Source organism: Planococcus sp. CAU13, from assembly GCF_000775575.1.
Taxonomy (GTDB): domain Bacteria; phylum Bacillota; class Bacilli; order Bacillales_A; family Planococcaceae; genus Planococcus.
In genome coordinates this window covers 1-25,905 of the sequence record NZ_JRGN01000271.1, presented here as the reverse complement: position 1 = coordinate 25,905, position 25,905 = coordinate 1, and the positions used below count along the sequence as shown (strand labels likewise).

Annotated in this window: 24 protein-coding genes; 16 read left to right on the top strand and 8 right to left on the bottom strand. The window is 44.7% G+C overall.

From position 1 onward, the window contains the following. Window positions 1-149: 149 nt before the first annotated feature. Entirely contained in the window at window positions 150-1,457 is a 1,308-nt protein-coding gene (locus tag KW93_RS12970; RefSeq protein ID WP_033543453.1) for a helix-turn-helix domain-containing protein, read from the bottom strand. A gap of 373 nt (window positions 1,458-1,830) precedes the next feature. Here KW93_RS12970 and KW93_RS12965 point away from each other — a divergent pair, with 373 nt between their 5' ends. Together KW93_RS12965 and KW93_RS12960 are read left to right on the top strand one after the other, a co-directional pair. Further along, window positions 1,831-2,442, top strand: coding sequence for a general stress protein (locus tag KW93_RS12965; protein ID WP_033543452.1), 612 nt, complete (start codon window positions 1,831-1,833; stop codon window positions 2,440-2,442). A 114-nt stretch (window positions 2,443-2,556) separates the two neighbouring features. Continuing rightward, the gene (locus KW93_RS12960; protein WP_033543451.1) at window positions 2,557-3,588 is read left to right on the top strand and encodes a general stress protein; all 1,032 of its coding nucleotides are present in this window, start codon (window positions 2,557-2,559) and stop codon (window positions 3,586-3,588) included. Between the two features lie 65 nt (window positions 3,589-3,653). Here the strand turns inward: KW93_RS12960 and KW93_RS12955 are convergent, their stop codons facing one another. The 4 genes from KW93_RS12955 to secA2 all read right to left on the bottom strand — a co-directional run bounded on the left by KW93_RS12955 (window position 3,654) and on the right by secA2 (window position 7,654). Next, complete coding sequence (locus tag KW93_RS12955) at window positions 3,654-3,842, bottom strand: CsbD family protein (RefSeq protein ID WP_033543450.1); 189 nt, start codon at window positions 3,840-3,842, stop codon at window positions 3,654-3,656. 98 nt (window positions 3,843-3,940) lie between these two features. Beyond that, window positions 3,941-4,249, bottom strand: a complete 309-nt coding sequence (locus tag KW93_RS12950) for a hypothetical protein (RefSeq protein WP_033543449.1) — start codon at window positions 4,247-4,249, stop codon at window positions 3,941-3,943. A 148-nt stretch (window positions 4,250-4,397) separates the two neighbouring features. After that, window positions 4,398-5,297, bottom strand: coding sequence for an accessory Sec system S-layer assembly protein (locus tag KW93_RS12945; protein ID WP_033543448.1), 900 nt, complete (start codon window positions 5,295-5,297; stop codon window positions 4,398-4,400). Continuing rightward, window positions 5,294-7,654 (bottom strand): accessory Sec system translocase SecA2, encoded by a 2,361-nt coding sequence (secA2, locus tag KW93_RS12940; protein WP_052131623.1) that lies wholly within the window; start codon window positions 7,652-7,654, stop codon window positions 5,294-5,296. Before secA2 ends, KW93_RS12945 begins: the two co-directional genes overlap by 4 nt. A 249-nt stretch (window positions 7,655-7,903) precedes the next feature. On the opposite strand from secA2, the gene KW93_RS12935 reads away from it, so the two are divergent. Next, window positions 7,904-8,980, top strand: a complete 1,077-nt coding sequence (locus tag KW93_RS12935; protein WP_033543447.1) for a glycosyltransferase family 4 protein — start codon at window positions 7,904-7,906, stop codon at window positions 8,978-8,980. 102 nt (window positions 8,981-9,082) lie between these two features. Here the strand turns inward: KW93_RS12935 and KW93_RS12930 are convergent, their stop codons facing one another. Next, complete coding sequence (locus KW93_RS12930; protein ID WP_033543446.1) at window positions 9,083-10,123, bottom strand: LCP family protein; 1,041 nt, start codon at window positions 10,121-10,123, stop codon at window positions 9,083-9,085. 162 nt (window positions 10,124-10,285) lie between these two features. Next, the gene (locus tag KW93_RS12925) at window positions 10,286-10,921 is read right to left on the bottom strand and encodes a YigZ family protein (RefSeq protein WP_033543445.1); all 636 of its coding nucleotides are present in this window, start codon (window positions 10,919-10,921) and stop codon (window positions 10,286-10,288) included. Window positions 10,922-11,075: 154 nt separating this feature from the next. On the opposite strand from KW93_RS12925, the gene KW93_RS12920 reads away from it, so the two are divergent. From KW93_RS12920 to KW93_RS17840, 5 genes are all read left to right on the top strand, one after another. Beyond that, window positions 11,076-12,221 (top strand): sensor histidine kinase, encoded by a 1,146-nt coding sequence (locus KW93_RS12920; RefSeq protein ID WP_033543444.1) that lies wholly within the window; start codon window positions 11,076-11,078, stop codon window positions 12,219-12,221. A 27-nt stretch (window positions 12,222-12,248) separates the two neighbouring features. Beyond that, window positions 12,249-12,923 (top strand): response regulator transcription factor, encoded by a 675-nt coding sequence (locus tag KW93_RS12915; protein ID WP_033543443.1) that lies wholly within the window; start codon window positions 12,249-12,251, stop codon window positions 12,921-12,923. A 123-nt stretch (window positions 12,924-13,046) separates the two neighbouring features. Further along, a complete protein-coding gene (locus KW93_RS12910; protein ID WP_033543442.1) occupies window positions 13,047-13,604 on the top strand; it encodes a DUF4440 domain-containing protein in 558 nt (185 codons plus the stop codon). Window positions 13,605-13,717: 113 nt separating this feature from the next. After that, a complete protein-coding gene (locus KW93_RS12905; protein ID WP_033543441.1) occupies window positions 13,718-15,046 on the top strand; it encodes a DEAD/DEAH box helicase in 1,329 nt (442 codons plus the stop codon). After that, complete coding sequence (locus KW93_RS17840) at window positions 15,043-15,699, top strand: ComF family protein (RefSeq protein WP_235318418.1); 657 nt, start codon at window positions 15,043-15,045, stop codon at window positions 15,697-15,699. Before KW93_RS12905 ends, KW93_RS17840 begins: the two co-directional genes overlap by 4 nt. A 57-nt stretch (window positions 15,700-15,756) precedes the next feature. Here KW93_RS17840 and KW93_RS12895 read toward each other — a convergent pair whose 3' ends face one another. Then, window positions 15,757-16,464: an SDR family NAD(P)-dependent oxidoreductase gene (locus tag KW93_RS12895; RefSeq protein WP_033543440.1), complete on the bottom strand. Its 708-nt coding sequence runs from the start codon at window positions 16,462-16,464 to the stop codon at window positions 15,757-15,759. Window positions 16,465-16,593: 129 nt separating this feature from the next. Here KW93_RS12895 and hpf point away from each other — a divergent pair, with 129 nt between their 5' ends. The 8 genes from hpf to KW93_RS12855 all read left to right on the top strand — a co-directional run bounded on the left by hpf (window position 16,594) and on the right by KW93_RS12855 (window position 25,782). Beyond that, window positions 16,594-17,160: a ribosome hibernation-promoting factor, HPF/YfiA family gene (gene hpf / locus KW93_RS12890; RefSeq protein WP_033543439.1), complete on the top strand. Its 567-nt coding sequence runs from the start codon at window positions 16,594-16,596 to the stop codon at window positions 17,158-17,160. A 256-nt stretch (window positions 17,161-17,416) separates the two neighbouring features. After that, the gene (secA, locus tag KW93_RS12885) at window positions 17,417-19,933 is read left to right on the top strand and encodes a preprotein translocase subunit SecA (RefSeq protein ID WP_033543438.1); all 2,517 of its coding nucleotides are present in this window, start codon (window positions 17,417-17,419) and stop codon (window positions 19,931-19,933) included. 65 nt (window positions 19,934-19,998) lie between these two features. Next, window positions 19,999-21,100 (top strand): peptide chain release factor 2 gene (prfB, locus tag KW93_RS12880; protein WP_152602459.1). Its coding sequence is split into 2 segments (ribosomal slippage): window positions 19,999-20,070 and window positions 20,072-21,100, totalling 1,101 coding nucleotides; the frame shifts between segments, so codons are not numbered across the junction. A gap of 170 nt (window positions 21,101-21,270) precedes the next feature. Next, window positions 21,271-22,143, top strand: a complete 873-nt coding sequence (locus tag KW93_RS12875) for a YitT family protein (RefSeq protein WP_033543437.1) — start codon at window positions 21,271-21,273, stop codon at window positions 22,141-22,143. Window positions 22,144-22,188: 45 nt separating this feature from the next. After that, entirely contained in the window at window positions 22,189-22,536 is a 348-nt protein-coding gene (cccB, locus tag KW93_RS12870) for a cytochrome c551 (protein ID WP_033543436.1), read from the top strand. A 274-nt stretch (window positions 22,537-22,810) separates the two neighbouring features. Then, entirely contained in the window at window positions 22,811-23,497 is a 687-nt protein-coding gene (gene ftsE / locus KW93_RS12865; protein WP_033543435.1) for a cell division ATP-binding protein FtsE, read from the top strand. Continuing rightward, window positions 23,487-24,371 (top strand): permease-like cell division protein FtsX, encoded by an 885-nt coding sequence (ftsX, locus tag KW93_RS12860; protein ID WP_033543434.1) that lies wholly within the window; start codon window positions 23,487-23,489, stop codon window positions 24,369-24,371. Before ftsE ends, ftsX begins: the two co-directional genes overlap by 11 nt. A gap of 85 nt (window positions 24,372-24,456) precedes the next feature. Beyond that, a complete protein-coding gene (locus tag KW93_RS12855; protein ID WP_033543433.1) occupies window positions 24,457-25,782 on the top strand; it encodes a murein hydrolase activator EnvC family protein in 1,326 nt (441 codons plus the stop codon). Window positions 25,783-25,905 lie beyond the last annotated feature (123 nt).

Below are 25,905 nucleotides of genomic sequence, written 5' to 3'. Positions count from 1 at the left end.
AGGCTGCGGGTATTTATGCCCGGCGACATCAAAATCTTCGTTCCAGGGCTTAGAATATTTTTCAGTTGTTTCATATTTTGAAGTTAAACTAAAACCAGCCAGCAGGGATAAAGCTAATAATAATGTAAAAGAAATTTTCATAACCTTTTTCATGTTTCTTCCCACTCCTCGTTAATTTTTATTGTGTTTTTAAAAGCATGAGCAGATTTTTTAAAAGCCGATGAAGCTTTTGAGAATTCATTTTGCTTTAAATAAGTATTTCCTAATAAAGAAAAATAAAAACCTATTTCAAAATTATCAAAACGAGATTCTAGTATAGGGATAAGTTTTTCAAGAAGTTCTTCTTCAAACTTTTCATAATTTTTTTTCACAAAATAATAAAGACACATAAATTCTATATATACTTCTTTAAAAGTATCATTAGAAGGTGAAGACAGGCTTAGATTCTTCTCTTTAATTATGTTGTATCCTTTTTCAATCAAAATTTTTGCTTTCTCCAAGTCGTTCAACTCAATATGACATTTTAACATTATGGTGTAGCCTAATAGAATATCAGAGGTATATTCGTAAGGTCTAAATTGTAATGCATTTTCTAAATGCTTTAAAGCTTGTTCAAAGTTTTGAAACTGAAAATAGAAGTGTCCATAATTAATTTCGGTGTCGAACTTTAGAGGATCGTAGTCCAATTTGCTGCCAATAGTCCTTGCATGTTTGAAATGTTCTTTGGCTTTCTTGAAATTTCCAATCCTTTTTTCATTTATAGCTATTGTCAAATGACATTCAACAATTCTTTTGGGAACAAATTCCTGTTGATAAATCTTTAAAGCCATTTCTGTGTATTTTTTTCCCAAATTAATTTTTGAGCTTTGGGAAGCAGTAAGTCCGATAGAGTAGTATAAGTCCGCTAATTCTGAAGCGGAAACAGAAGAAGGAGCAATTTTATCAGCAAACAAATAGGTATTTAAAGCTTGTTCAAAATCTCTTAAAATATAATTGTAATTTCCAATATATTTTTGGTATAAGTAATATTGGTCTCTATTCATGAATTCTTTAAAACGTTCAATTTCACTCACTTTTTCTTCTGCACTGTCGAGATCACCCGTTATTATGAAGTAACGAATCTGCTGAATATTATATTCTAATTCAGTTTCTTCATCACTTTGCAGAAGTGGATGGTCATGAATATCTGCGTATTGTTCCATAATTTTAGCTTTGTTTTGAGGATGTAATAATAAGGATTTAAAATTTTTGACTAACACTTTTCCCACCGGATTGTCTTTCGGCGCTAAAGGAATTTCTAGTTTTTTACAAAGTGCTTCAAGCTCGTTCAAAGAAGGATCTTTCATGCCGGATTCGATTTTCTTTAACTCGCGAGTCGGCAGAATTCCCGAAGCAAGCTCTTCCACGCTCATTCTTTTTTTCAATCGATGATATTTAAGCCGCATTCCCGTGTCCATTATGTCTCTCCTTTCCGTTTGCATGGGCAGAATGTCAATCATCCATGTAGGAGAGTTACTTCCAAACGTCTCCGATGATCTGGAGATGCCTGAAGCTGAAAGATTGCTTAGTACGATAATTTCCGCCTCCACATCTTAAGTATACTTTATTATATCTCTTTATTTACCATCTTAGCATCAATTTTCAAAATAAACTGCTTTTTTTATTATGCATCACAGGAAATGTAACATAAAGGGAAAAAGTACCTATAAGTTGGTAAAGTTGAAATAAATTTCAGCTTATTTTCTTATCGGCATTTTTGGCTGAAAGTTTAGCGATGTTTGAAAAAAGGGTAAAGAATCCATAAGACAGATATCTTTGGAGGTTCTGATTATGAATGAAGAGAAAAAAGTTTTGGCTGTGGTATTTTCAGAAGAAGATTTGATGAGAAAGATGGAATCATTAAGGACTGAAGGATATACGGAACAGGATATACATTTAGTGGCGCAGGACGGTGACTGGCTTGATTCGCTTGAGAAACGGACTGGAGCGGAAGGCGAAGAAGTAAATTCCTTCAAAGATAAATTCAAAGGTTTTATCAGCGGTGAAGGAAGTGTCCGTGAAGGCGTTAAGTCGCTGGGGCTGAGTGAACAGGAGACGGAGCGGTATACTGCCGATATCGCCAGAGGCGGCATCCTCCTATATACAGAAGCAGAGCGTCCCGGGATTCTGGAGGCAGTTGAAGCGGGAGAACTGAGAAATAACGGAGGCATGGAAAACCCCGAAGATCGGCAGCGCCAGCAATTCATCAATTCGGTTGATAATCGTTTCGATGAGCAGGAAGACCGGTTTGCCAGAGGAGAGACTTTCATGCAGGATCCGTCACTGGTGAAAGATGAAAGACATGTATCTTTTACCACGCAGGAAAAACCGGACGTTGAAAAAGCCAGAGGCGGAACAAGCGAAGCCGAAAAGCATTCCCACAGTGACAGTAAATACAAGTAAGCAAAGCCCTTCCCTCTTAATAGAGGGAAGGGCTTTTATTTCTTTAAGGTTTTATAAATCAGAGAGTTCGGGTAAACAGTGTCTAAGACAATTAAACAGGAGGCTGAACTGTAAATGAAACCGACTAACAGAGAATTCGAATTGGTATATAGCCAGGAAGAAATGGAACTGCGGATAGAGCAACTTAAAATGCATGGCTACAATGAAAATGATATTCATGTGCTGGCGCGGGACAAAGATGTTTTCGATTCATATGAAGGCCATTCAAATGTAGAAAAACATGAGGCAGAATCTTTTTCCAGCAAATTTAAATCCTTCTTCAGCGGAGATGATACCGTCGAAACGCAGTTAAGAGGTTTGGATCTGGATCAGTCCTCTATCGAGAGGTACAGCGAAGATATTAAAAAAGGCGCTATCCTGCTTTACACGGATGGCAACGCATTCAACCGTGAAAGAGACAATTCCTCGTCATTCGGCGACGATTCGCGGACTGTCGACATTGATGAAAGCAAAAGAAACACAGCCCTTACTCCATTCGGGCGGGATATTGAGCGCGACGGAAAGAACTTCAATGATGAAAAAATCAGGGACAGTGATGTGAGAGCGGAATTTGGTGGGGAAGAGTCACGATCTGGATCTGACCGTCCGCCGGCCCGAACCATTGCGCAGGACTCTGAAAGAATTTACACTTCTGAAGTGCGCCGCGAAGACCAGCACGGTGAACGCGGAGGCGGTGACAAAGCGAAAGATTCACGCTTGGACGGAGAGAATATCCACCCGACTACAGGTGCCACACCGAAAGATGAAGGCGATTTAAGAGAGAAAAGGTTTGACCACGAACCGCAAATAGAGTCCGATGCCCAGCAGGATGATCTTAACCGTGAAGACGGGGTTAACCGCCGGCAGGATGAGCAGTCGCCTGGTGTTGATCCAAATCTGGGGCCAGCTCCATTTGGCAGGGATTCCGAAGAAGAACGTCTGATCAGAGATGAATTTGATGGCAGTGAAAGAGGGGTGGATGACCCAAAGCATAACCTGGATGGGCACAGTGAGGTGGATAACCGCCAGAACCCGCGTGATGCGCGTCCATTCCATGAAGATGTCCACAAAAAAACTTCTCAGTCACCTACACCAAGGCTCTATTGATTGCAAGACCGTATAGGACATAAAAAAGGTTCCGCTCAGACAGCTGAGCGGAACTTTTTTAAAATTTATTTATCTTTATTGATTTTATTTTTGAAGTCACCGACAGCATCCTGAATGTTGCCTTTAGTTTTATCCGTTTTTCCTTCACGCTGCATCTGTTTGTTGTCAGTGGCATTGCCGACCTGATCTTTCAATTCGCCTTTGCCTTTGCTGACAGCGCTTTTAACTTTATCTGAAAATCCATCTTTGCTCATTTGGCGTTCCTCCTCGTATGTGTCTATTCTTTATATTGCCTGATTTCCGAAGGATAAACGTTATGGCTCGAAGGAACAAAGAAAAACCCTTCAGTGATTCACTGAAGGGTTTTAAGCAAAGGCTGATTGTTAATGGCTGTCAGCGTCTCTTTTGCCGCATTCTGAATGCTGATGCAAAGATCTTCTTCTGCCAATCGTTTCAAAGTAGTGAGTGGTGTGAACGAATTCATCGCGACACTTTCTCTTACTTCGGAATGCTGGTCCATGGACAAGTCGACAAGTAATCCTGCACAAGTGATGGATTTGGCCAATTCGGCGCGTTCTTTAGCCTGCATTTTCAAAACAGCTGCTTCATCCCAACCGGTCCAATCCGTTAACTTCGTGTAAAATTGCAGATTGCCATTCATGCGTTGTTTGCACCCCTATATTTTTATAATATTCTAACTATATAGCAGTATAGCACGTTTACATAAACTTAACATTGTATATTTCAATGAAAACGCTAAAATACTGCTTCAAATTAATAATATTAGATTTGGGGAAAACGACATTGCCCTATTCCTGTATTATCAATGCTTTCCAGCTGGACATATCTGGTTCTGCATTAACCAGATTTTCTTTCGGGAAAATGAATGTCCAGGGCTTGGAAGTATTTCTTTTGACTGTGAAATTCTCCAGATTAAAAACGCCTTTTGCAACGACGGCGTCGCGCGCATCCCTTACTTCCAGAGGCACCGTGTTCAGTTGGATATTCTTTTTGCTGCCGTTTCTGATCAGGAGGGATACGGCAAGAGCGTTGTCGTCCGTAAATTTCGATTGAAACCCGGTGATGTTCACTTCATTTGGCTGCAAAGCAGGAAGAGAGTCCACGAGCGCAGTCAATTTTTTCTGTTCATCCCGGGACAGCCTTTCTTTCCATTCCTCTTCCAGGTCGAGGGAGTGGTCAAGCAGGGACTGGATATTAAAGGCCAGTTTCCAGCCTTCAGCCGGGAGCTCTGCTGCTGAAATGCTGTCTGCAGGAAATTCAAATACCCATGGCAAATTCGATTTTGCAGGTATATCACCTATTTCTGCCAAATTGAATTCGTGGGAAGCGATGACAGCTTCCTCCTTGTCCAATAACAGCAATTCAGCGGTTTTCAGATTTATGGGCTGGTCTAAAGAAGAACGGATAAACGCCTCGACGTTCCATGATTGACCATTTGGATTCAAGTTGATTGATATTCCTGCCAGTGAAATTTGGTTTGGCTTTAGAGACGGAAGTTCATTGGATAGAAAGCGTAAAACATATTCCTGTTCTTTACCGATACTCCAGGCCGGCGGGAGGGCAAGGGAAGGTTTTACAGATTCATCGTCTTTGGCCGGTTCTGCTGTTTCTTCCAGTATGTCCGTTGAATCCAGTGTGGAGTCCACTCCAGTTCGTTCCTTTTTCTTGAAAAATGGAAATAAATTCATTGAATTTCCTCCTTCGATCTAACCTGTAATTGCTGTATGACATTCAGCATGATGGATACTGTCTCATAACGGAAATGTTCGAAGCTCCTTGTGAAGAGTTCAAGCCCTTCCCGCTGGTAAATGCGCATCGGATCTTCCTGCTGATAATGGCGAAGGCCGATTCCTTCTTTTAAATGAGTCATACTTTCAAGATTTTTAACCCACATGGAATCGATTTGCGATTTCGCCACATCTGAAAACATACTGATGAAATTACTGGCGTTTTCATAGTTCGAAGCCACGGCCATGATTTCCTTCACGCGTTCGTTTATATCATTGACGATTTGTTTCCGGCCGGCTTTTTCTGAAGGAAGGTCTACCGGATGGCCAAATAACCCTTCCAGTGAAAGTTCGAGAGCATCAATATCTTCTTTGGCAAAGTTTTCAGGCAGATGCTTGTCAATCAAGTGCGCGGTGCTGCCATTCAGCATCGATTCCAGAATGCCGATAAATTCATTGCCCGAGAGGATTCGGTCACGCAGATCGAAAACGATCTTTCTTTGCTCATTGATGACGTCATCAAGTTTAAGATTGTATTCCCTCATTGAAAAATGGGAGCCTTCGACGATGCGCTGTGTTCTTTCGATCAGTTCATTGACGTTTTTGTTTAAAATTTTGCCATTTTCATCAGCAGTCATTTTCTTTTTGAACTTTTCGATCTCGTCCTTTGCGTATCTTCTGAACATGTCATCTTCCAGGGAAATTAAAAATTGAGTTGAACCGGGGTCACCCTGGCGGCCTGACCGGCCTCTCAGCTGATTGTCGATTCTTCTGCTTTCATGCTTTTCAGTGCCGATTACATAGAGACCGCCTACTTCCGCAACGCCTTCGCCCAATACGATATCAGTACCGCGGCCGGCCATATTGGTGGCGATGGTTATGTTGTTTCTTTGTCCGGCGTGTGAGATCAGCTGAACTTCCTGCTCAATGCTTTTGGCGTTCAACAATTGGTATGGCAGACCGGCTTCTTTCAGGTATGCAGCTGCTGCTTCCGATTGCAGAATAGAGGTGGTCCCAATTAAAACCGGCTGTCCGATTTTGTGCTTTTCCTGGGTTTGCCTCACCAATTCCCTGTATTTCTGATCTGCTGTAACGTATACCTGATCCTGAATATCAACGCGTGCCCGCGGTTTGTTTGTCGGAATCTGAACGACTTCCATAGTGTAAACTTCGCGGAATTCCCTTGCCTGAGTTTTCGCTGTGCCTGTCATTCCTGAAAGCAGAGGATACATGCGGAAATAGTTTTGGATCGTAATCTGGGATTGGGCTTTGTTTTCTTCGGTGATTTCAAGATTTTCTTTGGCTTCGATTGCCTGGTGGAGACCATCAGACAGCGTGCGCCCTTCCATAGTTCTTCCGGTAAACATATCCACCAGCAGCACTTTTCCGTCTTTGACGATATAATCGATATCCCGCTTGAAAATAACATGGGCGCGGACTGCATTGATCACGTAATGGTAAAGCGTTTGATGATCCAGTTCGTACAAGTTTTCAACACCGAAAGCGGCTTCGACTTTGCTGATTCCTGCATCTGTCAATGAAGTGGCTTTTGTTTCCTCGTCAAAATCAAAGTCTTCACCCGCTTTAAATCTCGAAGCGAGTATGGATGAAATGCGGTGGAGTTCCTGATTCGCTGGAGTTTTGCCGGCAATGATCAATGGAGTTTTCGCTTCATCGATCAGCACACTGTCCACTTCGTCAATGATTGCATAGTTGAAAGGCCTTTGTACTTTTTGGGAAAGGGAATCCGCCATATTATCCCGCAGGTAATCAAAGCCGAATTCAGTCCCAACGCCATATGTAATGTCCGCGTTATAAGCTTTCTGTTTTTCTGCGGGATCCATCATAGGCAAATTCAATCCGATTGAAAGGCCTAAAAAATCATGGATTTGGCCAATTTGTTCATAATCCCTTTTGGCAAGGTATTCATTCACTGTGATGATGTGGACGCCTTTGCCTTCGAGTGCTCTGGCATAGGCGGGCAGAGAAGCTACAAGGGTTTTTCCTTCTCCAGTCGGCATTTCTGCAATATTTCCTTCGGCCAAAGCGAGTCCGCCCATCAATTGAACGTCAAAATGGCGCATATCGAGCACCCGCTTGGAAGCTTCGCGGACAACTGCAAAAGCGTCAGGAAGAATAAGCGGGAACTTTTTTCCGCCGTTCAAGTCCTTTTTAAATAGAGCAGTCATTTTCTGGAGTTCCGCATCCGACATTTTCGAGTAATGGGATTCCAGCTTATTGATTTTCTTTACAAGTGATTCATATTTTTTTATGTTTTTAAGTAATGGATTATTTAAGCGGTTTATAATAGGCAGCATTTGATAGTTTTCTCCTTTTTTACGGCACTGATGCTCAATTATTTTAACAAACATTTCCTATTAAAACCATACCGCAATCGATATCTATTATTAAATCCCTTCGGAATGGTCACATTCTGAAATAGAATAGGGCATAAAGGCATATGAAGTTCTCAGATATCGAGTTTATTTATAAACCGATATGTGGTATAGTCATAATGAACTCGTATGTGGTTTTTATTACTGGGAATAATTTTAAGGAGGAAAAACATGCTGTACCTTACATTGGTCTTGGCATTTATTGCTTCCATTGTCTTGACTCCAATCGTTAAACGGCTTGCTTTTCGTATCGGTGCAGTTGACCGGCCGAATTACAGGAAGGTACATGCCAGAATTATGCCAAGATTGGGCGGATTGGCAATTTTCGGCTCGTTTCTAATAGCATATTTTGTGCTGAAGCCTGTTGATCCGATATCCAACGCAGTTGAACCTGCTTTTATACCGATTACGACTGCCATCATTATTGGGGCATTTATTATAATCATTACCGGTGTATTGGATGATATGATCGAAATTACCGCGAAAGCCAAGATGCTTGGCCAGTTATTGGCGGCTTCAATCGTCGTAATTGGCGGAGGACTGGAAATTTCCTTCATCAACCTGCCGTTTGGCGGAGAAATCGATTTTGGTTATTTCAGTATACCGTTGACCATCATCTGGATCATCGCAATCACGAATGCCATCAACCTGATTGACGGTCTCGATGGCCTGGCTGCCGGCGTTTCCTCGATAGCATTAATAACATTGGCCATTATGGCCTTCATCATGGGGGACATTTTCGTCATGTCGACTGCTGCGATTTTGGCAGCAAGCTCAATCGGATTCCTGTTTTATAATTTTCATCCGGCTAAAATTTTCATGGGTGATACCGGTGCACTGTTCCTTGGCTTCATGATTTCCGTCCTGGCTTTGATGGGCTTCAAGAACGTCACGATGGTAGCTTTGATCATTCCGGTCATCATGCTGGGTGTACCGATTTCCGATACATTTTTTGCCATTGTGCGACGCGTGCGTGAAAAGCAGCCGATTTCCGCTGCAGATAAATCGCATCTTCACCACTGCTTATTGAATATCGGTTTCTCCCATAAGCAGACGGTATTGATCATTTATGGGATTGCAGCCTTGTTCGGATTGGCGGCACTGTTATTTTCACAGGCGACTCTGTGGGGAGGAATTCTCCTGCTGGGAGTAATGCTTCTTGCCATTGAAATCTTTGTGGAAGTAGTAGGGCTTGCCGGCAAGAATTATCGTCCATTGATTAACCTTGTGAAAATGATGGGAAAATAAAAGACTGAACACAAACCAAACGGTTTGTGCTCAGTCTTTTTTTCTTTTGGCTCTTCTTAATATACACAAAAACGGCCGCCCCAATTGGAGCGGCCGCTTTGCTTATTCGTTATTATAGGATTCATTCCCTAACTCAACCGCGCTGCTGTCCGAGAAAGACGAAGTGTCCGGCTTTAATCCTAAATGGCTTTGGAGGATATCCTGCACTTCCCGGAGTGATTCCTGATCCAGCTGCCAGTAATAGATGCCGGTCGACATATCATCATAGCCGTCAAGAGTAAAGGTTTCAACGTCAGGCTTACCGCCTTTTGCATATTCGAAAAATGCCTGCATTTCCTTGAAAGTAAGATTCGTTTTCATATTGTCGCCGACAGCGTCAATAACATCAGCGTAGTTTGTGAAAGATCCGGCTGATAAGGTTTTGTTCATGATGGCCTGTAAAATCAGCTGCTGCCGTTTGCCGCGTTCGATGTCATTATCATAATGCCGTGTCCGCGCAAGAGCTAGAGCTTCACTGCCGTTAAGAGTCTGAAGCCCTTCTTCAAGGCTGATCGCTCCGGCGTTGTCAAATTCGTCCTGTTCCTCTAAATCAAAGGGAACATCAACTGTAATACCGTCAAGTGCATCGATTACATCGATGAATGCTTCAAAATCCATTCTTACATAATAATCCACCGGAATTTTCAACAGGTTCTCGACCGATTCAATTGTGGAGCTTGGTCCATTATAGGCATAAGCGTGTGTAATTTTATCTTCTTTTCCGGCATCCGGAATGTACGTATAAGTGTCACGGGGAATGCTGACAAGTTTGACTGATTTGTCTTCGTTATTCAGTGTAGCCAGCACCAAAGCGTCGGATCTGATATTGCTGGAGGGCTGATCGCGCGCACTGCTGTCATCCACCCCGATAAACAAAATGGAAATATCATCATGCAGAGGTTCCACTTTTTCATCGCGCAAATCGGACATTTCCCGGTTTCCAGCTGTTTCATAAGCATTATTCGCTGCATGCTCTGCTTTTTTTACCAAATAAATGCCGAATGCGGAAACGCACAGCAGCAATGACACTGCCAGGGTCAATAGGATTTTGATGGTGGTCCTTTTTTTTGATGAATTGGTTTTACGGTATTTTTTACGGTTCATGGTTATAGCTCCTCTAATTGGGAATGGGCTAACCGATTTGAAAATTCAGGTTTTTCCAGTCGCTTTCTTCTATCTAAATGAAACAGGGACCTGCATGTTGATGCAAAATAATTCTAATCAACTTATTATACAGTTTTTTTATGCATGAGTAAATATAATAGCTCATTTTACAGGGAATTCCAGATACTCCTCATTAATGCGCAGTATGTCCGATTGGCCGTTTGTCATGTCCTGGATCCAGTCTGAGAAAATGTCTTCTTCAGCGACAGGCACGTGGACGAATAACTGGACTCCATCAGTATATTCGAGGCCCTTTAAAGGGTAGACGGATTGACGGATTTCATTCTCCACTTTGCCGAGCCATGTGTAATCTATTGTCACTTTAATGACCGCATGCAGCCGCCTTTCAACGATGCCTGCCGCAGCAAGAGCTTCGGAAGCCGCTTTGCCGTATGCCCGGATCAGACCGCCGCTGCCGAGCTTGATGCCTCCGAAATAACGGGTTACGACAATCACGGTATCTTTCAGCCCTTTCTTTTTCAGAACTTCCAATATAGGGACCCCTGCAGTTCCACTGGGTTCCCCGTCGTCATTGGCTTTCTGGATGGAGTCATGCTCGCCAAGCATATAGGCGGAGCAATTGTGATTGGCCGACCGATGCTGTTCCTTTATGGAATTTATAAAATCGATCGCTTCTTGTTCTGTTTCCGCTCTGGCGGCGAAACCGATAAAGCGGGATTTTTGGATAAGCAGTTCTGCACTGGCCGAACTGCCTGCTGTCATGTAAGATTCTCGCAATTTAATCCCCCCTGATGTAAAATAAAATCAGATAATTTGTAATGTATATTTAATATAAGCGTACTTATATAGTGATATACTTGTAAAAGCCTTCACAGGCACAAAGATGCAAGGATTCTGCGAATGCGTGAAGATTATCGAAGGCGGTTTTAGAATGTCCAGAAAAAACGATGGAAAAGAATTGGACTCCATATTTGATGACCTGCTGGCCAAGATGGAGCAGTCAAAAAAAGATATTTTTCTGATAAGCGAGCAAAGTCGCCAGGGTTATGAGGAAATGAAGGATGAACTCGAAGAAGTTCGCCTGAACATTTCAGCCATCGTTAAAACCGGTGATTTACTGGAAAAAAAAACGCGTGCTGCCAGAAGGCGCCTTGCTGAAGTTTCAGGATCATTCAATTCCTATACAGAACAGCAGATCCGCGATTCTTATGAGAATGCCAACAACCTGCAGGTTCAATTATCCGCCAACAGAGCTGAAGAAAAGAAGTTCCGCCAAAAGCGGGATCGGCTTCAGCGGCGCCTGCAGACATTGCTGCAAACAATTGAACGGGCTGAAAGGCTTGTCAACCAACTGAACATCACGATGAATTATTTCATTTCCGATTTCGATAAGGTGGAAGAAGCAATTGAAAAACCACAGCTAAATCTTGATTATAGCCTTCGGATTATCGAAGCGCAAGAAGAAGAAAGAAAGCGGCTGTCCCGGGAAATTCATGATGGCCCCGCACAGATGATGGCCAATGTGCTGCTCAGATCCGACCTGATTGAACGGACTTACCGGGAAAAAGGGGCGGAACAGGCATTTCGGGAAATTTCTTCCCTGAAGGAAATGGTCCGCCATGCTTTGACCGAAGTCAGAAGGATCATCTATGATCTGCGGCCGATGGCATTGGACGATCTTGGGCTGGTGCCGACTTTAAGGAAATACCTGGAGACAACCGAAGGGTATAATCCGGGAACGGGCCTTTCTTTTGATTCCCACGGGACTGAAAGAAGGCTGCCTTCAAGTTATGAAACATCCATATTCCGGCTGGTGCAGGAAGCGATTTCCAACGCGATCCGTCATGGCAAGGCCACTGATATCCATGTTGAATTGGAGTGGCTGAAAGAGCATGTCAATATTGTCGTGCGCGATAACGGCACCGGCTTTGATCCGGGAATCGTCAAAAACCAGTCGTTCGGGCTGATCGGAATGAAAGAAAGAATTGAACTGATTAAAGGGGAATTCATTATAAATTCCAATCTCGGGGAAGGAACAACTTTATTGTTTCAAATCCCTTATGAACTGGGTATATAAGATACGGTATTCGAGGAGGACAACATAATGACAAAAATAATAATTGTAGATGATCATCAGCTATTCCGTGAAGGAGTAAAAAGGATTCTTGATTTTGAAGAGACGTTTGAAGTTGTTGCTGAAGGCGGCGACGGCACAGAAGTCATCAAACTGTATGAAGAGAACGAACCGGACGTCGTATTGATGGATATTAATATGCCGCAGAAAAACGGTGTTGAAGCGACGGGTGAATTGATGGAGCGTTATCCGGATGCAAAAGTCATTATGCTGTCGATTCACGATGATGAATCCTACGTTACCCACGCATTGAAAACGGGTGCACTCGGTTATATGCTGAAGGAAATGGATGCGGAAGCGATCATCCAGGCCATCAAAGTGGTAGCAAAAGGCGGGTCGTATCTCCATCCGAAAGTTACACGCAATCTTGTAATGGAATTCCGGCGCCTGAGCGAACGGGAAAATAAAGGGTCGTTTCATCAAACCGAAATACGCCGTCCTTATCACCTTCTTACAAAGCGTGAAAGTGAAGTTCTTCAATTATTGACGGACGGACAAAGCAACCGGATCATCGGGGAAACGCTGTTCATTTCTGAAAAGACCGTAAAAAACCATGTCTCCAGCATTCTTCAAAAAATGCAGGTGAATGACCGCACCCAGGCAGTGGTAACTGCCATTAAAAATGGCTGGGTTGAGGTTCGCTGAATATAAAGTAATGATGCGGTGGCCAGGAGCCACCGCTTTTCTTATTTGCTTGGAATAATGACACAGTTTCTTCATTGAATTTTGGATTCCGCTGTGTCAGAATGAGCGCAGGAGGAATGCCCGATGAAAAAAATAGTTTTGATTGCAGGACTGCTGCTGCTTTCGGCATGTTCGGATAACGACGCGACTTCCGAAAATACGAATTCAGCCAATGACAGCAATCTGGCAAATGAAAATAATGCCCTTGACCACGGCATGGAAGATAAATCTGCCGGCTTTACAATGGACAGCGACGGCCGCGTGCTAGAAGCTGATGTTCCTGAAGAAGAGGCGGAAGCCATCCGGGCGGCTCATGCAGAATATATTGCCGCTTTCAACGCGGAAGACCTCGAGCGCTATATGGCTGTTATTGCCCAGGAACCTGAAGGGTTTGACCGCGCAGAAGATCAGCGGGCGCTTGAAAAAGCATTCGCCGATTATGATACAGAATATGTTCCGTCAAATCAGACGATTGTGAAATACGAGCCGGAACGGGCAGAGTTATTTGCTGAACTCGCAGTAACTGTCAAAAGCCCTGATTCTGCTGCGAAAATCGAACAAGCCGGCAGGCAAGTGGTCATTTTCAAAAAAGAGGATGATGGCTGGAAAGTAAGCGGCCTCCATTTTATAGGCAATCAATAAAGAACTTCCCATTTCTGTCGGGGAGTTCTTTTTTCGCCTCTATTAATTTTTAAAATATTTGATAAACTGAAGGGGGCGGCACCGATTTCCAAAACAAGTAAAGGAGCTGGGACATGAAAGAATTGGAGGATTTTTTGACTGGACGAATATGGCTTCGGGATTTCACCCCTTTTGCCCCGGAATCAGTTGAACAGGCAATTCATGATGGATTTATTGCAGTACGGCCTGGCATTATGGAAAGCCTGCAATGTGCACGATGTCTAAATCGCTCAAAAAACAATATCGTTTCATTCAATTGTGCAAAATGTGAAGGCGTCTGCCATTATTGCCGGCACTGCATCAGAATGGGCAGAGTAAGCTCATGCACAGATCTCATCACATGGAAAGAACCCCATGCAATCACCCCTTATTCCCATTCATTTATTTGGAATGGCGAACTTACAGACCTCCAACAGCAGGCTTCCAACGAATTAAAGCAGAGTCTGCGGCGAAATGAACCGCATTTGGTTTATGCGGTTTGCGGTGCAGGAAAAACGGAATTATTGTTTCCGCCTCTGCATGGCGCGCTGTCAGAAGGCAAACGGATCTGCATCGCGGCTCCCCGGACGGATGTTGTTCTTGAATTGTCACCGCGGCTGAAGGCCGTTTTTCCAGATACCATCATCCATACTTTATACGGTGGATCACCGGCTGAAGCAGGATTTGCACAGCTTGTGCTGGCAACCACCCATCAGCTGTACCGATTTGAGCAGGCTTTCGATCTGATGATCGTGGATGAAGCGGACGCTTTTCCATATTCCTATGATCCGGCACTGGCCGGAGCGGTTAAAAAATCCTTAAAGGCAAATGCACCAGTCGTCTATGTTTCCGCAACGCCCTCAAAGGAACTGATGGGAAGCATCGCAAATCAGTCGAAGATTTTCAGGCGTTTCCACGGCCATCCGCTGCCTGTGCCGGTATTTCAATCGCTGTGGAATTACCGGAAATCTTTTCATTCGAATAAAATCCCGGCCAAATTGGATGAGTGGGTAAAACAGCGACTGGCAAAGGAACAGCCATTCATGCTCTTTTTTCCTACTATAGAAATGATTGGGATGGCGGAGTCTTTATTCCAATCGATTGATCCACGGATCCGAGCTGTGCATTCAAAAGATCCGGACCGGAAAGAGAAAGTGATGGCGCTCAGGAACAGGGAGATACCGGGAATTCTGACTTCAACCATATTGGAAAGAGGAGTTACGATCGAAAATGTGCAGGTCGCGATAGTCGGAGCCGATGAAGCAATATTCGAAGCCTCCGCGTTGATCCAAATGGCTGGCAGGTCAGGCAGGTCAAGTGCATTTCCGGACGGCGAAGTGGTCTTTTTCCATAATGGCATATCGAGGCAGATGGATAAAGCGCGCGATCTCATCAAATTTTATAACCGGGAGGGCTTCAAGTGAATTGCAGTTTATGTGGGAAGCGACTGGAAAGCCGGCCTTCGTGGAGGGATTTGTTTTTGATGGACCGGGAAGAAACGATCTGTGCAAGCTGCCGGGATGCGTTCGAACCGGTCAATGGCGGCTGCAGGATTTGCGGAGCCGCGGGCGACGGGTTATGCGCTGAATGCAGCCGGTGGGAAACGACTGCATTCAGCGGTGCCATTGATTCCGGGAAGTGTCTGTACGCTTATAACGCCGCAATGATGGACTACTTCCATCAATTCAAATTCCTGCAGGATGTCATTTTGGCTGAAGTGTTTGCTGAAGAAATGGCAAATGCGCTGAAAAAATCAGCGGCAGCAATTGTGCCGATTCCGATGAATTCCGCCAAATTAAAGATCCGCACATTTTCACAGGTAGACAGCATGCTGGATGCTGCAGGCGTAAGTTATTTTCATCTTCTCATTAAGAATGAAGAAGTGCAGGGAGAGAAAACGCGTGAAGAACGGATGAGTACACGCGAGCTGTTCACGTTAAACGGCAAAGAAGTGCCGAAAAAAATTATGCTGGTGGATGATATGTACACGACGGGGACCACAATCCGGCTCGCCGCTCAGCTGCTGCGGGAGGCGGGAGCGGAAGAAGTGAAATTCGTTGCGCTGATCAGGGCCTGAAATTCGAAAAATCTGCAGTGAAAATAAAAAAAGGACGGCAGTGGAGTGCCGGTCCCATTAGTGCTCGTAAATCATTTTTCTGGTCATGCCGCCGTCGATGGTCAAGCATTCCGCATTAATGAAGGAATTTTCAGGGTTGCAGAGAAACAGGCATGCCCGGGCAATATCTGCGCCTTCACCGACCCGGCCGCTCCAGTGCTGCTCGTGGTCAACGTCTCTCAACTCGGACGATTCACCCGTGTGGATCCACCCGGGGGCAATGGAATTCACGCGGATGCCTTTCTCACTGAGTGAAGCTGCAAGCGAATGGGTCAAAGCAAAAATTCCGCCTTTTGACGCTGAATACAGTTCCGTCTGCGGTTCCGACATAAATGCGCGGGTGGAAGCCATATTGATGATGGAGCGGATATCTCCGGTCATAAACCGTGCGGCTTCGCGGCTGCATATGAATACCGATTTCAGGTTGGTGTTCAGAATATGGTCCCAATCCGCTTCTTCAATATCCCACAGTGACCGGAATTTGGATATTCCGGCATTGTTGATGAGAACATGGATAACTCCATAATTACTATGGATCTTTTTCATCGTCTCGGTCACCTGGCTGAAATTCCCGACATCACATTGGAGAAATTCGACATTTTCAACTGCCACTTCTTTCAAATCAAGGCCAATTACCTTCGCTCCTTTTTCTGCAAAATGTTCAGCGATGCTCCTGCCGATTCCCTGCGCTGCGCCTGTAACGACAACTGTTTTATTTGTAAACAACGCCTTCACCTCCTTGTAATATTGTTTACCTGGAATCCATCCGGCTGAAACTATTTACGTTTTAAGAAGGATTCAATAGGGAACATGTAGAAGTGTAACAGTGTAAGAGATTAAGAAGGAGGAGTTAGTATGCTGCAATTTAATATTAAAGGTGACAACATCGAAGTGACTCCCGCAATACGAGAGCATATTGAAAAAAGAGTGGAAAAAATTGAACGCTATTTCCCGGAAGGAACCAATGCAAACGCAATGGTTAACCTGAAAGCGATTAATAACAGCCAGTCCAAAGTTGAAATTACGATACCGATGAAAAACCTCACATTACGTGCTGAAGAACGGCATGATGAACTATATGCTGCAGTCGATTTGATTGTCGGGAAACTTGAACGTCAAATCCGCAAATATAAAACAAAGGTAAACCGTAAATTCCGTGATCGTGAACCGATGGGACAAGCTTTCGCCACGTTCAATGCAGATGTGAACGGTTCTGCTGACGAGGAAGCGGAAGAAGATTTGACAATCGTCCGCACCAAGCAATTTGATCTGAAACCGATGGATGAGGAAGAAGCGGTTCTGCAGATGAATATGCTGGGGCATAATTTCTTCGTTTTTACCGACGCAGAAACAAACGATACGAACATTGTCTATAAACGAAAAGACGGCACCTACGGCCTGATTGAAACGAGCTCTTCTTAATATAGGAGGAAATGCTTTGCAGAATCAATTTTCTGCAAAGCTTTTTTTATTGGCTGCAGAGTCATGTTTTATCCGCTCTTCTTTGTTTGCACGCTTTTCTATGCAGTGTTAAAATGAAGAATGAGATTTTTCGGAAATCATGGGTGTTCCGGACAATTTATGGACTTTACAGCCTGCGAGCCAAACGACACATAAATAACAGCAATTGAGATCCAGCAGCTTATTGGAACTGGAACCTTTGCAAGGAGCGGTATAAATGTTAGGAGTATTAAATAAAGTTTTCGACCCGAATAAACGGGATTTAAAAAGACTGGAAAAAATCGCTGATACGGTAGAAGCACAGGCTTCTGATTTTGCAGCGCTTTCCGACGACGCATTAAAAGCCAAAACAGAAGAATTTATCGAGCGCCATGCCAAAGGCGAATCGCTTGATGATTTATTGCCCGAAGCATTTGCGACTGTAAGGGAAGCGTCGAAACGCGTGCTGGGAATGTATCCATTCCGCGTTCAGCTCATGGGGGCGGCGGCTCTTCATGAAGGCAATATCGCAGAAATGAAAACAGGGGAAGGTAAAACCCTGACTTCGACCATGGCGGTATACCTGAATGCCATCAGCAAAAAAGGCGCACATGTAGTCACCGTCAACGAATATCTGGCAAGCCGTGATGCCGAGGAAATGGGTAAATTATACACTTGGCTCGGATTGACCATCGGTTTAAACACGAACAACATGACTAAAGAAGAGAAAAAGCAGGCTTATTTGGCGGATATTACCTACAGCACGAATAACGAGCTGGGCTTTGACTATCTGCGCGACAATATGGTGCTCTATAAAGAAGATATGGTGCAGCGTCCCTTGAATTTTGCCGTTATCGATGAAGTCGACTCCATTTTGATCGATGAAGCACGTACGCCATTGATTATTTCCGGGCAGGCGGCAAAATCCGCCCAGCTGTATATGCAGGCGAACGCATTTACGAAAATGCTGCGCAAAGATACAGATTACACGTTTGATGAAACGACAAAGGGTGTCGTATTGACTGAAGAAGGAATTGAAAAAGTCGAAAAGGCATTCAATATCGAGAATTTATTCGATATCAATCATGTGCGCTTGAACCATGCCATCAACCAGTCCCTGAAAGCGCATGTAACGATGCACAACGATGTCGATTACGTGGTGCAGGACGGCGAAGTGGTCATCGTTGACCAATTTACAGGCCGCCTGATGAAAGGCCGCCGTTATTCTGACGGGCTGCACCAGGCGATTGAAGCAAAAGAAGGCCTCGAAGTCCAGAACGAATCGATGACGATGGCGACAATCACGTTCCAGAACTTTTTCCGTATGTACGATAAGCTGTCAGGCATGACCGGTACAGCCAAAACGGAAGAAGAGGAATTCCGCAATATCTACAATATGTATGTCATTGCAATTCCGACGAATAAACCGATCGTCCGGGACGACCGGGTCGATTTGATTTACGCAACTACAGCAGGGAAGTACCAGGCGGTCGGCGAAGATATCGCTGAACGGCATAAAAAAGGCCAGCCGGTCCTTGTCGGTACCGTTGCCATTGAAACATCGGAAATCATTTCTGATTTTCTGACGAAAAAAGGCATTCGCCACTCGGTATTGAATGCGAAAAACCATGCGCATGAAGCTGAAATCATCCTGAATGCAGGCCAAAAAGGCGCAGTTACAATCGCGACCAACATGGCCGGACGCGGTACGGATATCAAACTGGGTGAAGGCGTCGTCGAAGCAGGCGGACTCGCTGTGCTTGGTACCGAGCGCCACGAATCCCGCCGCATCGATAATCAGCTGCGCGGACGTTCCGGACGTCAGGGCGACCCGGGTGTCACTCAATTCTATCTTTCGCTGGAAGATGATTTGATGCGCCGATTTGGTTCAGATGCCATGCGCAATATGATGGGCAAACTCGGCATGGATGATTCACAGCCGCTACAGTCGAAAATGGTCACCCGTTCTGTGGAATCCGCCCAGAAACGCGTGGAAGGCAATAACTTCGATGCGCGGAAACGTTTGCTTCAGTACGATGATGTACTTCGCCAACAGCGCGAAATCATCTATAAAGAACGTATGGAAGTGCTTGAAACAGACAATATGCGCGGCCTGGTAGAAAATATGATTGACAATACGATCAATCGTGTCGTTCAGTCTCACACTATGGATGAAAAGCCGGAAAACTGGCATTTGAAATCGCTTGTCGATGTAATATCAGCAAATCTATTGCCGGAAAATGCAGTTACTGAAGCAGATTTGCAGAATAAAACACAGGAAGAAATCATTGATTTCATTAAAGCGGAAGTTTACAGACGCTATGATGAAAAAGAAGAGGAAATGACGGCGGAACGGATGCGCGAATTTGAGAAAGTCGTTCTGCTCCGTTCAATCGATTCGAAATGGATCGACCACATCGATGCGATGGATCAGCTGCGCCAGGGAATCCACTTGCGTGCATATGGACAAACCGACCCGCTGCGTGAATACCAGCATGAAGGATTCGCCATGTTCGAAGCGATGGTGGAAGCAATTGAAGACGATGTCGCGAAATATGCGATGAAAGCGGAGATCCGCAATAACCTGCAGCGCGAGGAAGTTGCTAAAGGCCAGGCGATCAATCCAAAAGAAGGCGACGAGGCACCCAAGAAGAAGAAGGCGCCTGTCCGCAAAGAAACCACTGTCGGACGGAACGATGCATGTCCGTGCGGCAGCGGGAAAAAATTCAAGAATTGCCACGGCGCGTCCGCTTAAGGACTGCCAAACAACCGAAGAGCATTCAGCTCTTCGGTGTTATTTTGAGGAGGAAATCAATAATGATGGAATTAGCAGATATTCGAAATGAGCTTGAAAAATCTTCCGCAAAGCTTGCGGACTTCAGGGGGTCTCTTTGACTTAGAAAACAAAGAGGCACGCATCCAGGAACTGGATGAAATGATGCTCGATCCTGATTTTTGGAATGACCAGGACGCTGCACAGGTCGTTATTTCTGAATTGAACGGCTTGAAGGATATCGTCAACACGTATCACGAGTTTGTTGATTCACAGGAAAATATGGAAATGACGCTCGAATTGCTGCGTGAAGAAGACGATGCTGAAGTACATGAAGATCTTACGGCAGAATTGACGGAATTCAAAGCAAAACTCAGTGACTATGAACTGCAGATGCTGCTGAGTGAACCTTACGATAAAAACAATGCCATCCTTGAATTGCATTCGGGTGCAGGCGGAACCGAATCACAGGACTGGTGTTCGATGCTCCTGCGCATGTACACGCGCTGGGCTGAGAAACGTGGATTTAAAGTCGAGACTCTCGATTATCTGGCCGGAGAAGAAGCAGGCGTCAAATCGGTCACTCTCGGCATCAAGGGGCATAATGCTTACGGCTACCTGAAAGCTGAAAAAGGCGTCCATCGCCTTGTCCGGATTTCACCGTTCGATTCATCCGGCCGCCGGCATACATCATTCGCATCATGTGAAGTGATGCCGGAATTCACCGGGGAGATCGAAATTGATATCCGTACAGAAGATTTGAAAATTGATACGTACCGTGCAAGCGGCGCCGGCGGTCAGCACATCAACACGACTGATTCGGCTGTCCGGATCACTCACCTTCCAACAGGTGCAGTCGTTACATGCCAACAGGAGCGTTCTCAGATAAAGAACCGCGAAAAAGCGATGCAGATGCTAAAAGCCAAACTTTACGCGTTAAAAATCGAAGAGCAGGAAGCGGAATTGCTTGAAATCCGCGGCGAACAAAAAGAAATCGGCTGGGGAAGCCAGATCCGTTCTTACGTCTTCCACCCTTATTCGATGGTAAAAGATCACCGGACGAATTTCGAAACCGGAAATCTGTCGGCAGTCATGGACGGAGACATCGACGGCTTCATCAATTCGTTATTGCGGTCTAAGATGCAATAGACTCTATATATAGAAGAAATCCAAAATCCCGCATGGCTTCGGTCATGCGGGATTTTTTGCTTCACCCGGATGAAGTTCACAAGTGGAGCGGGTTTTGGTATACTCTGACAGGGCTAATCGCTTACATTTGCCGAATAGAATACAGTACAGGAATGAGGAAAGGCATTAATATGAGTAAGAAAAATCAGCGCAATCGAAAAGAAGCGCACCCGTTTTTAACAGAATTCATGGATTATATATACGTCATTATTGGATCGGCATTGGTTGCGATTGCGTTCAACGTTTTCCTGTTGCCGAATGAAGTGGCTTCAGGCGGGGTAAGCGGCATCAGTACCATCCTGTTCGGTGTCTTTGAATGGAAGCCGGCATACGTGCAATGGGCTTTCAATATTCCTTTGTTCATCGCTGGCGTCATTCTCCTCGGCAAAAATTTCGGTTTGAAATCCGCTGTCGGGACCATCTTTCTTCCATTTGTGGTTTTCCTGACTGAGGATTGGGAAGCCTGGACGATGAATCCGCTTCTCGGTTCATTGTTTGGAGGAATTCTGGTCGGTCTTGGGCTCGGAATCGTCTTCAGAGGGAAGGCTTCAACCGGCGGCACGGATTTGGCCGCACAGATTATTACAAAGTTCACAGGTCTGACACTTGGAACGAGCATCGCGTTGATTGATGGCATGATTGTGCTCGCAGCTGCTGTCGTCTTCGACATCGAAAGAGGACTTTACGCATTAATCGGGCTTTATGTTACATCCAAAACGATCGACTTGGTGCAGGTCGGTTTCGGCAGGTCGAAGCTTGTCTACATCATCACAACGAAGCAGATGGAAGTTCGCGATGCCATTTATGAAGAAGTGGACCGGGGCGTAACGAAATTGGCAGCCACCGGCGGGTATACGGATTCAGAGCGGCCGCTGCTGATGGTTGTTGTTCACCAAACCGAATTCACGAAGTTGAAGCAGGTAGTGAAAAGGGTTGATCCCGCTGCCTTTGTCATTGTTTCCGATGCTTCGGAAGTGCTGGGTGAAGGTTTCAAACGGGCATAGCTAAGGTATACTTCTATTAGAAGACTACCGAGAGGAGAGGACAGAATGAAAAAAAGTTTAATGGCTTTATTATTTGGTACAACGCTGATTCTGGGAGCATGCGGAGGCGGGGAGACGACAGAAGAACCTCCGGAAAATTCACCGGCTGAAGCACCAGCTGGAGAGGAATCGTCTGTTGACGCCGAACAAATCGTCAATCAGAACTGTATTTCCTGCCACGGTGAGAATCTTGAGGGCCAGGGTAATTTCCCTGCTTTGAACGATGTGGGATCAAGATTGTCGGAAGACGAAATCCTTACGGTAATCCTTGAAGGAAAAGGCGCAATGCCTGCCAAAATCATCGAAGGCGAAGAAGCTGAAGCTGTGGCCGCATGGCTTGCAGATCAGAAGTAAACTGGAAAAACCGGCTGAGAAGCCGGTTTTTTTTAATGTGAAAATTATATTAAGATATAGCAGGAATTTTGCATGGACTAAATATAAGGTGGGTAAAAAGAAAGTCGAAAATTACAGAAATGTATCTAAATACTTATTGATTATTGCAGAAACTGCCCTTAATTGATACATAACTGTAATATTATTCGGGTTTTAAAAGTGCTACAATGGGTTTGCTGGATTTTTAGGGAACTTAAAGTTTTTGTGAAATACAATTTATATAGGTGGTTATTAAATGATACAAATGAAGAACGTCTATAAAAAGTATCCAAACGGCATCGTTGCTCTCAACGGCATGAACGTAGAGATCAAGCAAGGTGAGTTTGTATATATCGTTGGTCCAAGTGGAGCCGGTAAATCGACTTTCATCAAAATGATGTATCGTGAAGAAAGCCCGACTTCAGGTCAGATGCTTGTGAACGGCGTAGACCTTGCAAAAATCAAAAGAAAAAACATTCCATTGCTTCGCCGTCAGATCGGTGTCGTGTTCCAGGATTTTAAATTGCTGCCAAGATTGAATGTCTATGAAAATGTGGCCTTCGCTTTGGAAGTGATTGAAGAAAAGCCGGAAGCTATCCGCAAACGGGTACTGGAAGTGCTTGACCTTGTGGGATTAAAGCATAAAGCGCGTATGTTCCCGAGAGAATTATCAGGTGGCGAACAGCAGCGTATTTCTGTGGCGCGTTCAATCGTCAACACACCGAAAGTGGTGATTGCCGATGAGCCTACAGGGAACCTTGACCCGGAAACATCCTGGGATATCATGAACCTTTTCGAACGCATCAATGCGAGCGGAACAACTATTTTAATGGCAACCCACAACCGGGAAATCGTCAATACAATGAGACACCGAGTCATCGCAATCGAAGGCGGGCTTATTGCCCGTGACGAAGCTGGAGGTGACTACGGCTATGAAGGCTAGAACATTATCGCGTCATTTCCGTGAAAGCCTTAAAAGCCTTGGACGCAACGGCTGGATGACATTTGCATCCGTCAGTGCGGTAACCGTCACTCTTTTGCTTGTGGGAGTCTTCGTTCTGATCATGATGAACTTGAATAAAGTCGCCGACGATCTTGAAAACGATGTCGAAATTAAATCTTTCGTTTCATTGGAAGCGGATGAAGCGACTGTCACTGAAATAGAGACTGCCATTAAGAGCATGTCTGGTGTTGAAACAGTTAATTTCTCTACAAAAGAAGATGAACTTTCTGATCTGGTTCTCGATTTTGGAGACGAATTCAGCTTATTCGAACAAAGCAATCCACTTTTGGATGTCTTCTATGTAAAAGCTACTGAGCCGCAGCAAACCAAAACGGTTGCGAAAGAAATTCTTGCGCTGGAAGGTATTCAGGAAGTTAAATACGGCGAAGGTAAAATCGAAAAGCTGTTCTCTTTCCTGAACACAGGCCGCAATGTTGGCCTCGTTTTAATCCTTGCCCTATTGTTTACCGCAATGTTCCTGATTTCAAACACGATCCGCATCACAATTGTTGCGAGACGCCATGAAATCGAAATCATGAAGCTGGTCGGAGCAACCAACTGGTTCGTCCGGATTCCATTCATCCTTGAAGGGATGTGGCTTGGACTCCTGGGCTCAATCCTGCCGATCGGTTTAATAATAGCTCTGTACTATAACGTAACCGAGTTCCTGCAGCCTAAATTGAGCGGAGAATTGATCCAGCTGCTGGATTTTGCACCATTCATCTACCAGGTGAGCGCATTGATCCTACTGATGGGTGTATTCATCGGGGTATGGGGAAGCTTCATGTCAATCCGCAAATTCCTGCGTGTTTAATTGAATAAAATATAGATAAAAGAGTCGTAGAGAGAGAAAAAGAGACAGATAGAAAAAGAACGTAAACCGGAAGGGGAAAACGAACTTGAACTCGAAGTCGAAATGGATGTTGTCTGCTGTTTCATTTTTATTGGCCATTACGATGGTAATGCCTTCAGTAAGTGCCAATAATTTGGACGAATTGAAAAAAGAGCAGCAGGAAGCTGAAAGAAAAAAGAGCGAATTGAATTCGAATATCAATCAAAAAGCGAATGAAATCAGCGAAAATCAATCTACACTTGAAAAAATTACAGCACAAATCAATGAGCTGGAAAACAAAATCACTGAAACACAGGATAAGATGAACGCTGTGCAAGGTGAAATTGACCAGACGAAAATAGAAATAGATGAATTGAAAAAATCCATCGAAGAACTGGAACGCAAAATTGCAGAACGCGAAGAATTGCTCAAGGAACGCGCACGCGCGATTCAATTGAGCGGCGGCTCTGTTGATTATATCGACGTTCTGCTTGGAGCAAACAGCTTTATCGATTTCATCGACCGCTTTTCTGCAGTCAATATGCTGATTGAAGCAGACCGTGAAATCATGCGCGAACAAGCGGCAGACAAAGAGCTTCTGGCTCAGCAAAAAGCTGAAGTCGAAAGCAAACTTGCAGAGCAGGAACAGCGCCGTGCTGAACTTGAAAATCTTAAAGCTTCACTGGATGGCCAAAAGAAAGAACAGGCTGGACTGAAAGCGGACCTGGAAGCAGAGCAAAAACGCCTTGCTGAAGAAAAATCCGCACTTGAAGAAGAACATGCTGAAGTAATCGGAGTCAGCAATGATCTGGAAAAGAAAATCGCTGATGAGCAGGCTCGTTTGGCTGAACTTGCCAGAAAAGCGGAAGAAGAACGCAAACGCAAAGAAGCGGCTGAACGTGCAGCAGCCCAAAAAGCTGCAGCAAGCCAACAGTCATCAAGTTCTGCGTCAGCTTCCTACAGCAGCGCACCGGTTCAGAACAGCGGTGGCTTTATCCGTCCGGCATCCGGACGAATCTCTTCCGGCTTCGGTTATCGTAATATCGGAGCAGGGACAGAATTCCACAGAGGAATTGATATTGCCAACAGTGTGGGCACATCGATCAATGCAGCTGCAGCAGGATACGTGTCCTATGCCGGCTCAATGGGATCATATGGCAATGTGATTATCCTTACGCATTCGATCAATGGACAAACGCATGCCACTGTCTATGCTCACCTTAACTCGATTGGCGTTTCTGTAGGCCAATCCGTGTCACAGGGTCAGCTGATCGGTGGAATGGGCAGCACGGGTCGTTCAACCGGTTCCCACCTTCATTTTGAAGTGCACATCGGCGCTTGGAACGGAGCTCGTTCAAACGCTGTCAACCCGAGCAATTACATCGGGGGATAAAGAGAAACTTCATTCAATGAGGCTTTGCCCACTGAATGTTAGGTGATCCAATCGGGTCTTTACGGTCAGTTAATCTCCCACTCGGAGAAGTGGGAGTCTTACTGACCGTTAATACGGGATAAA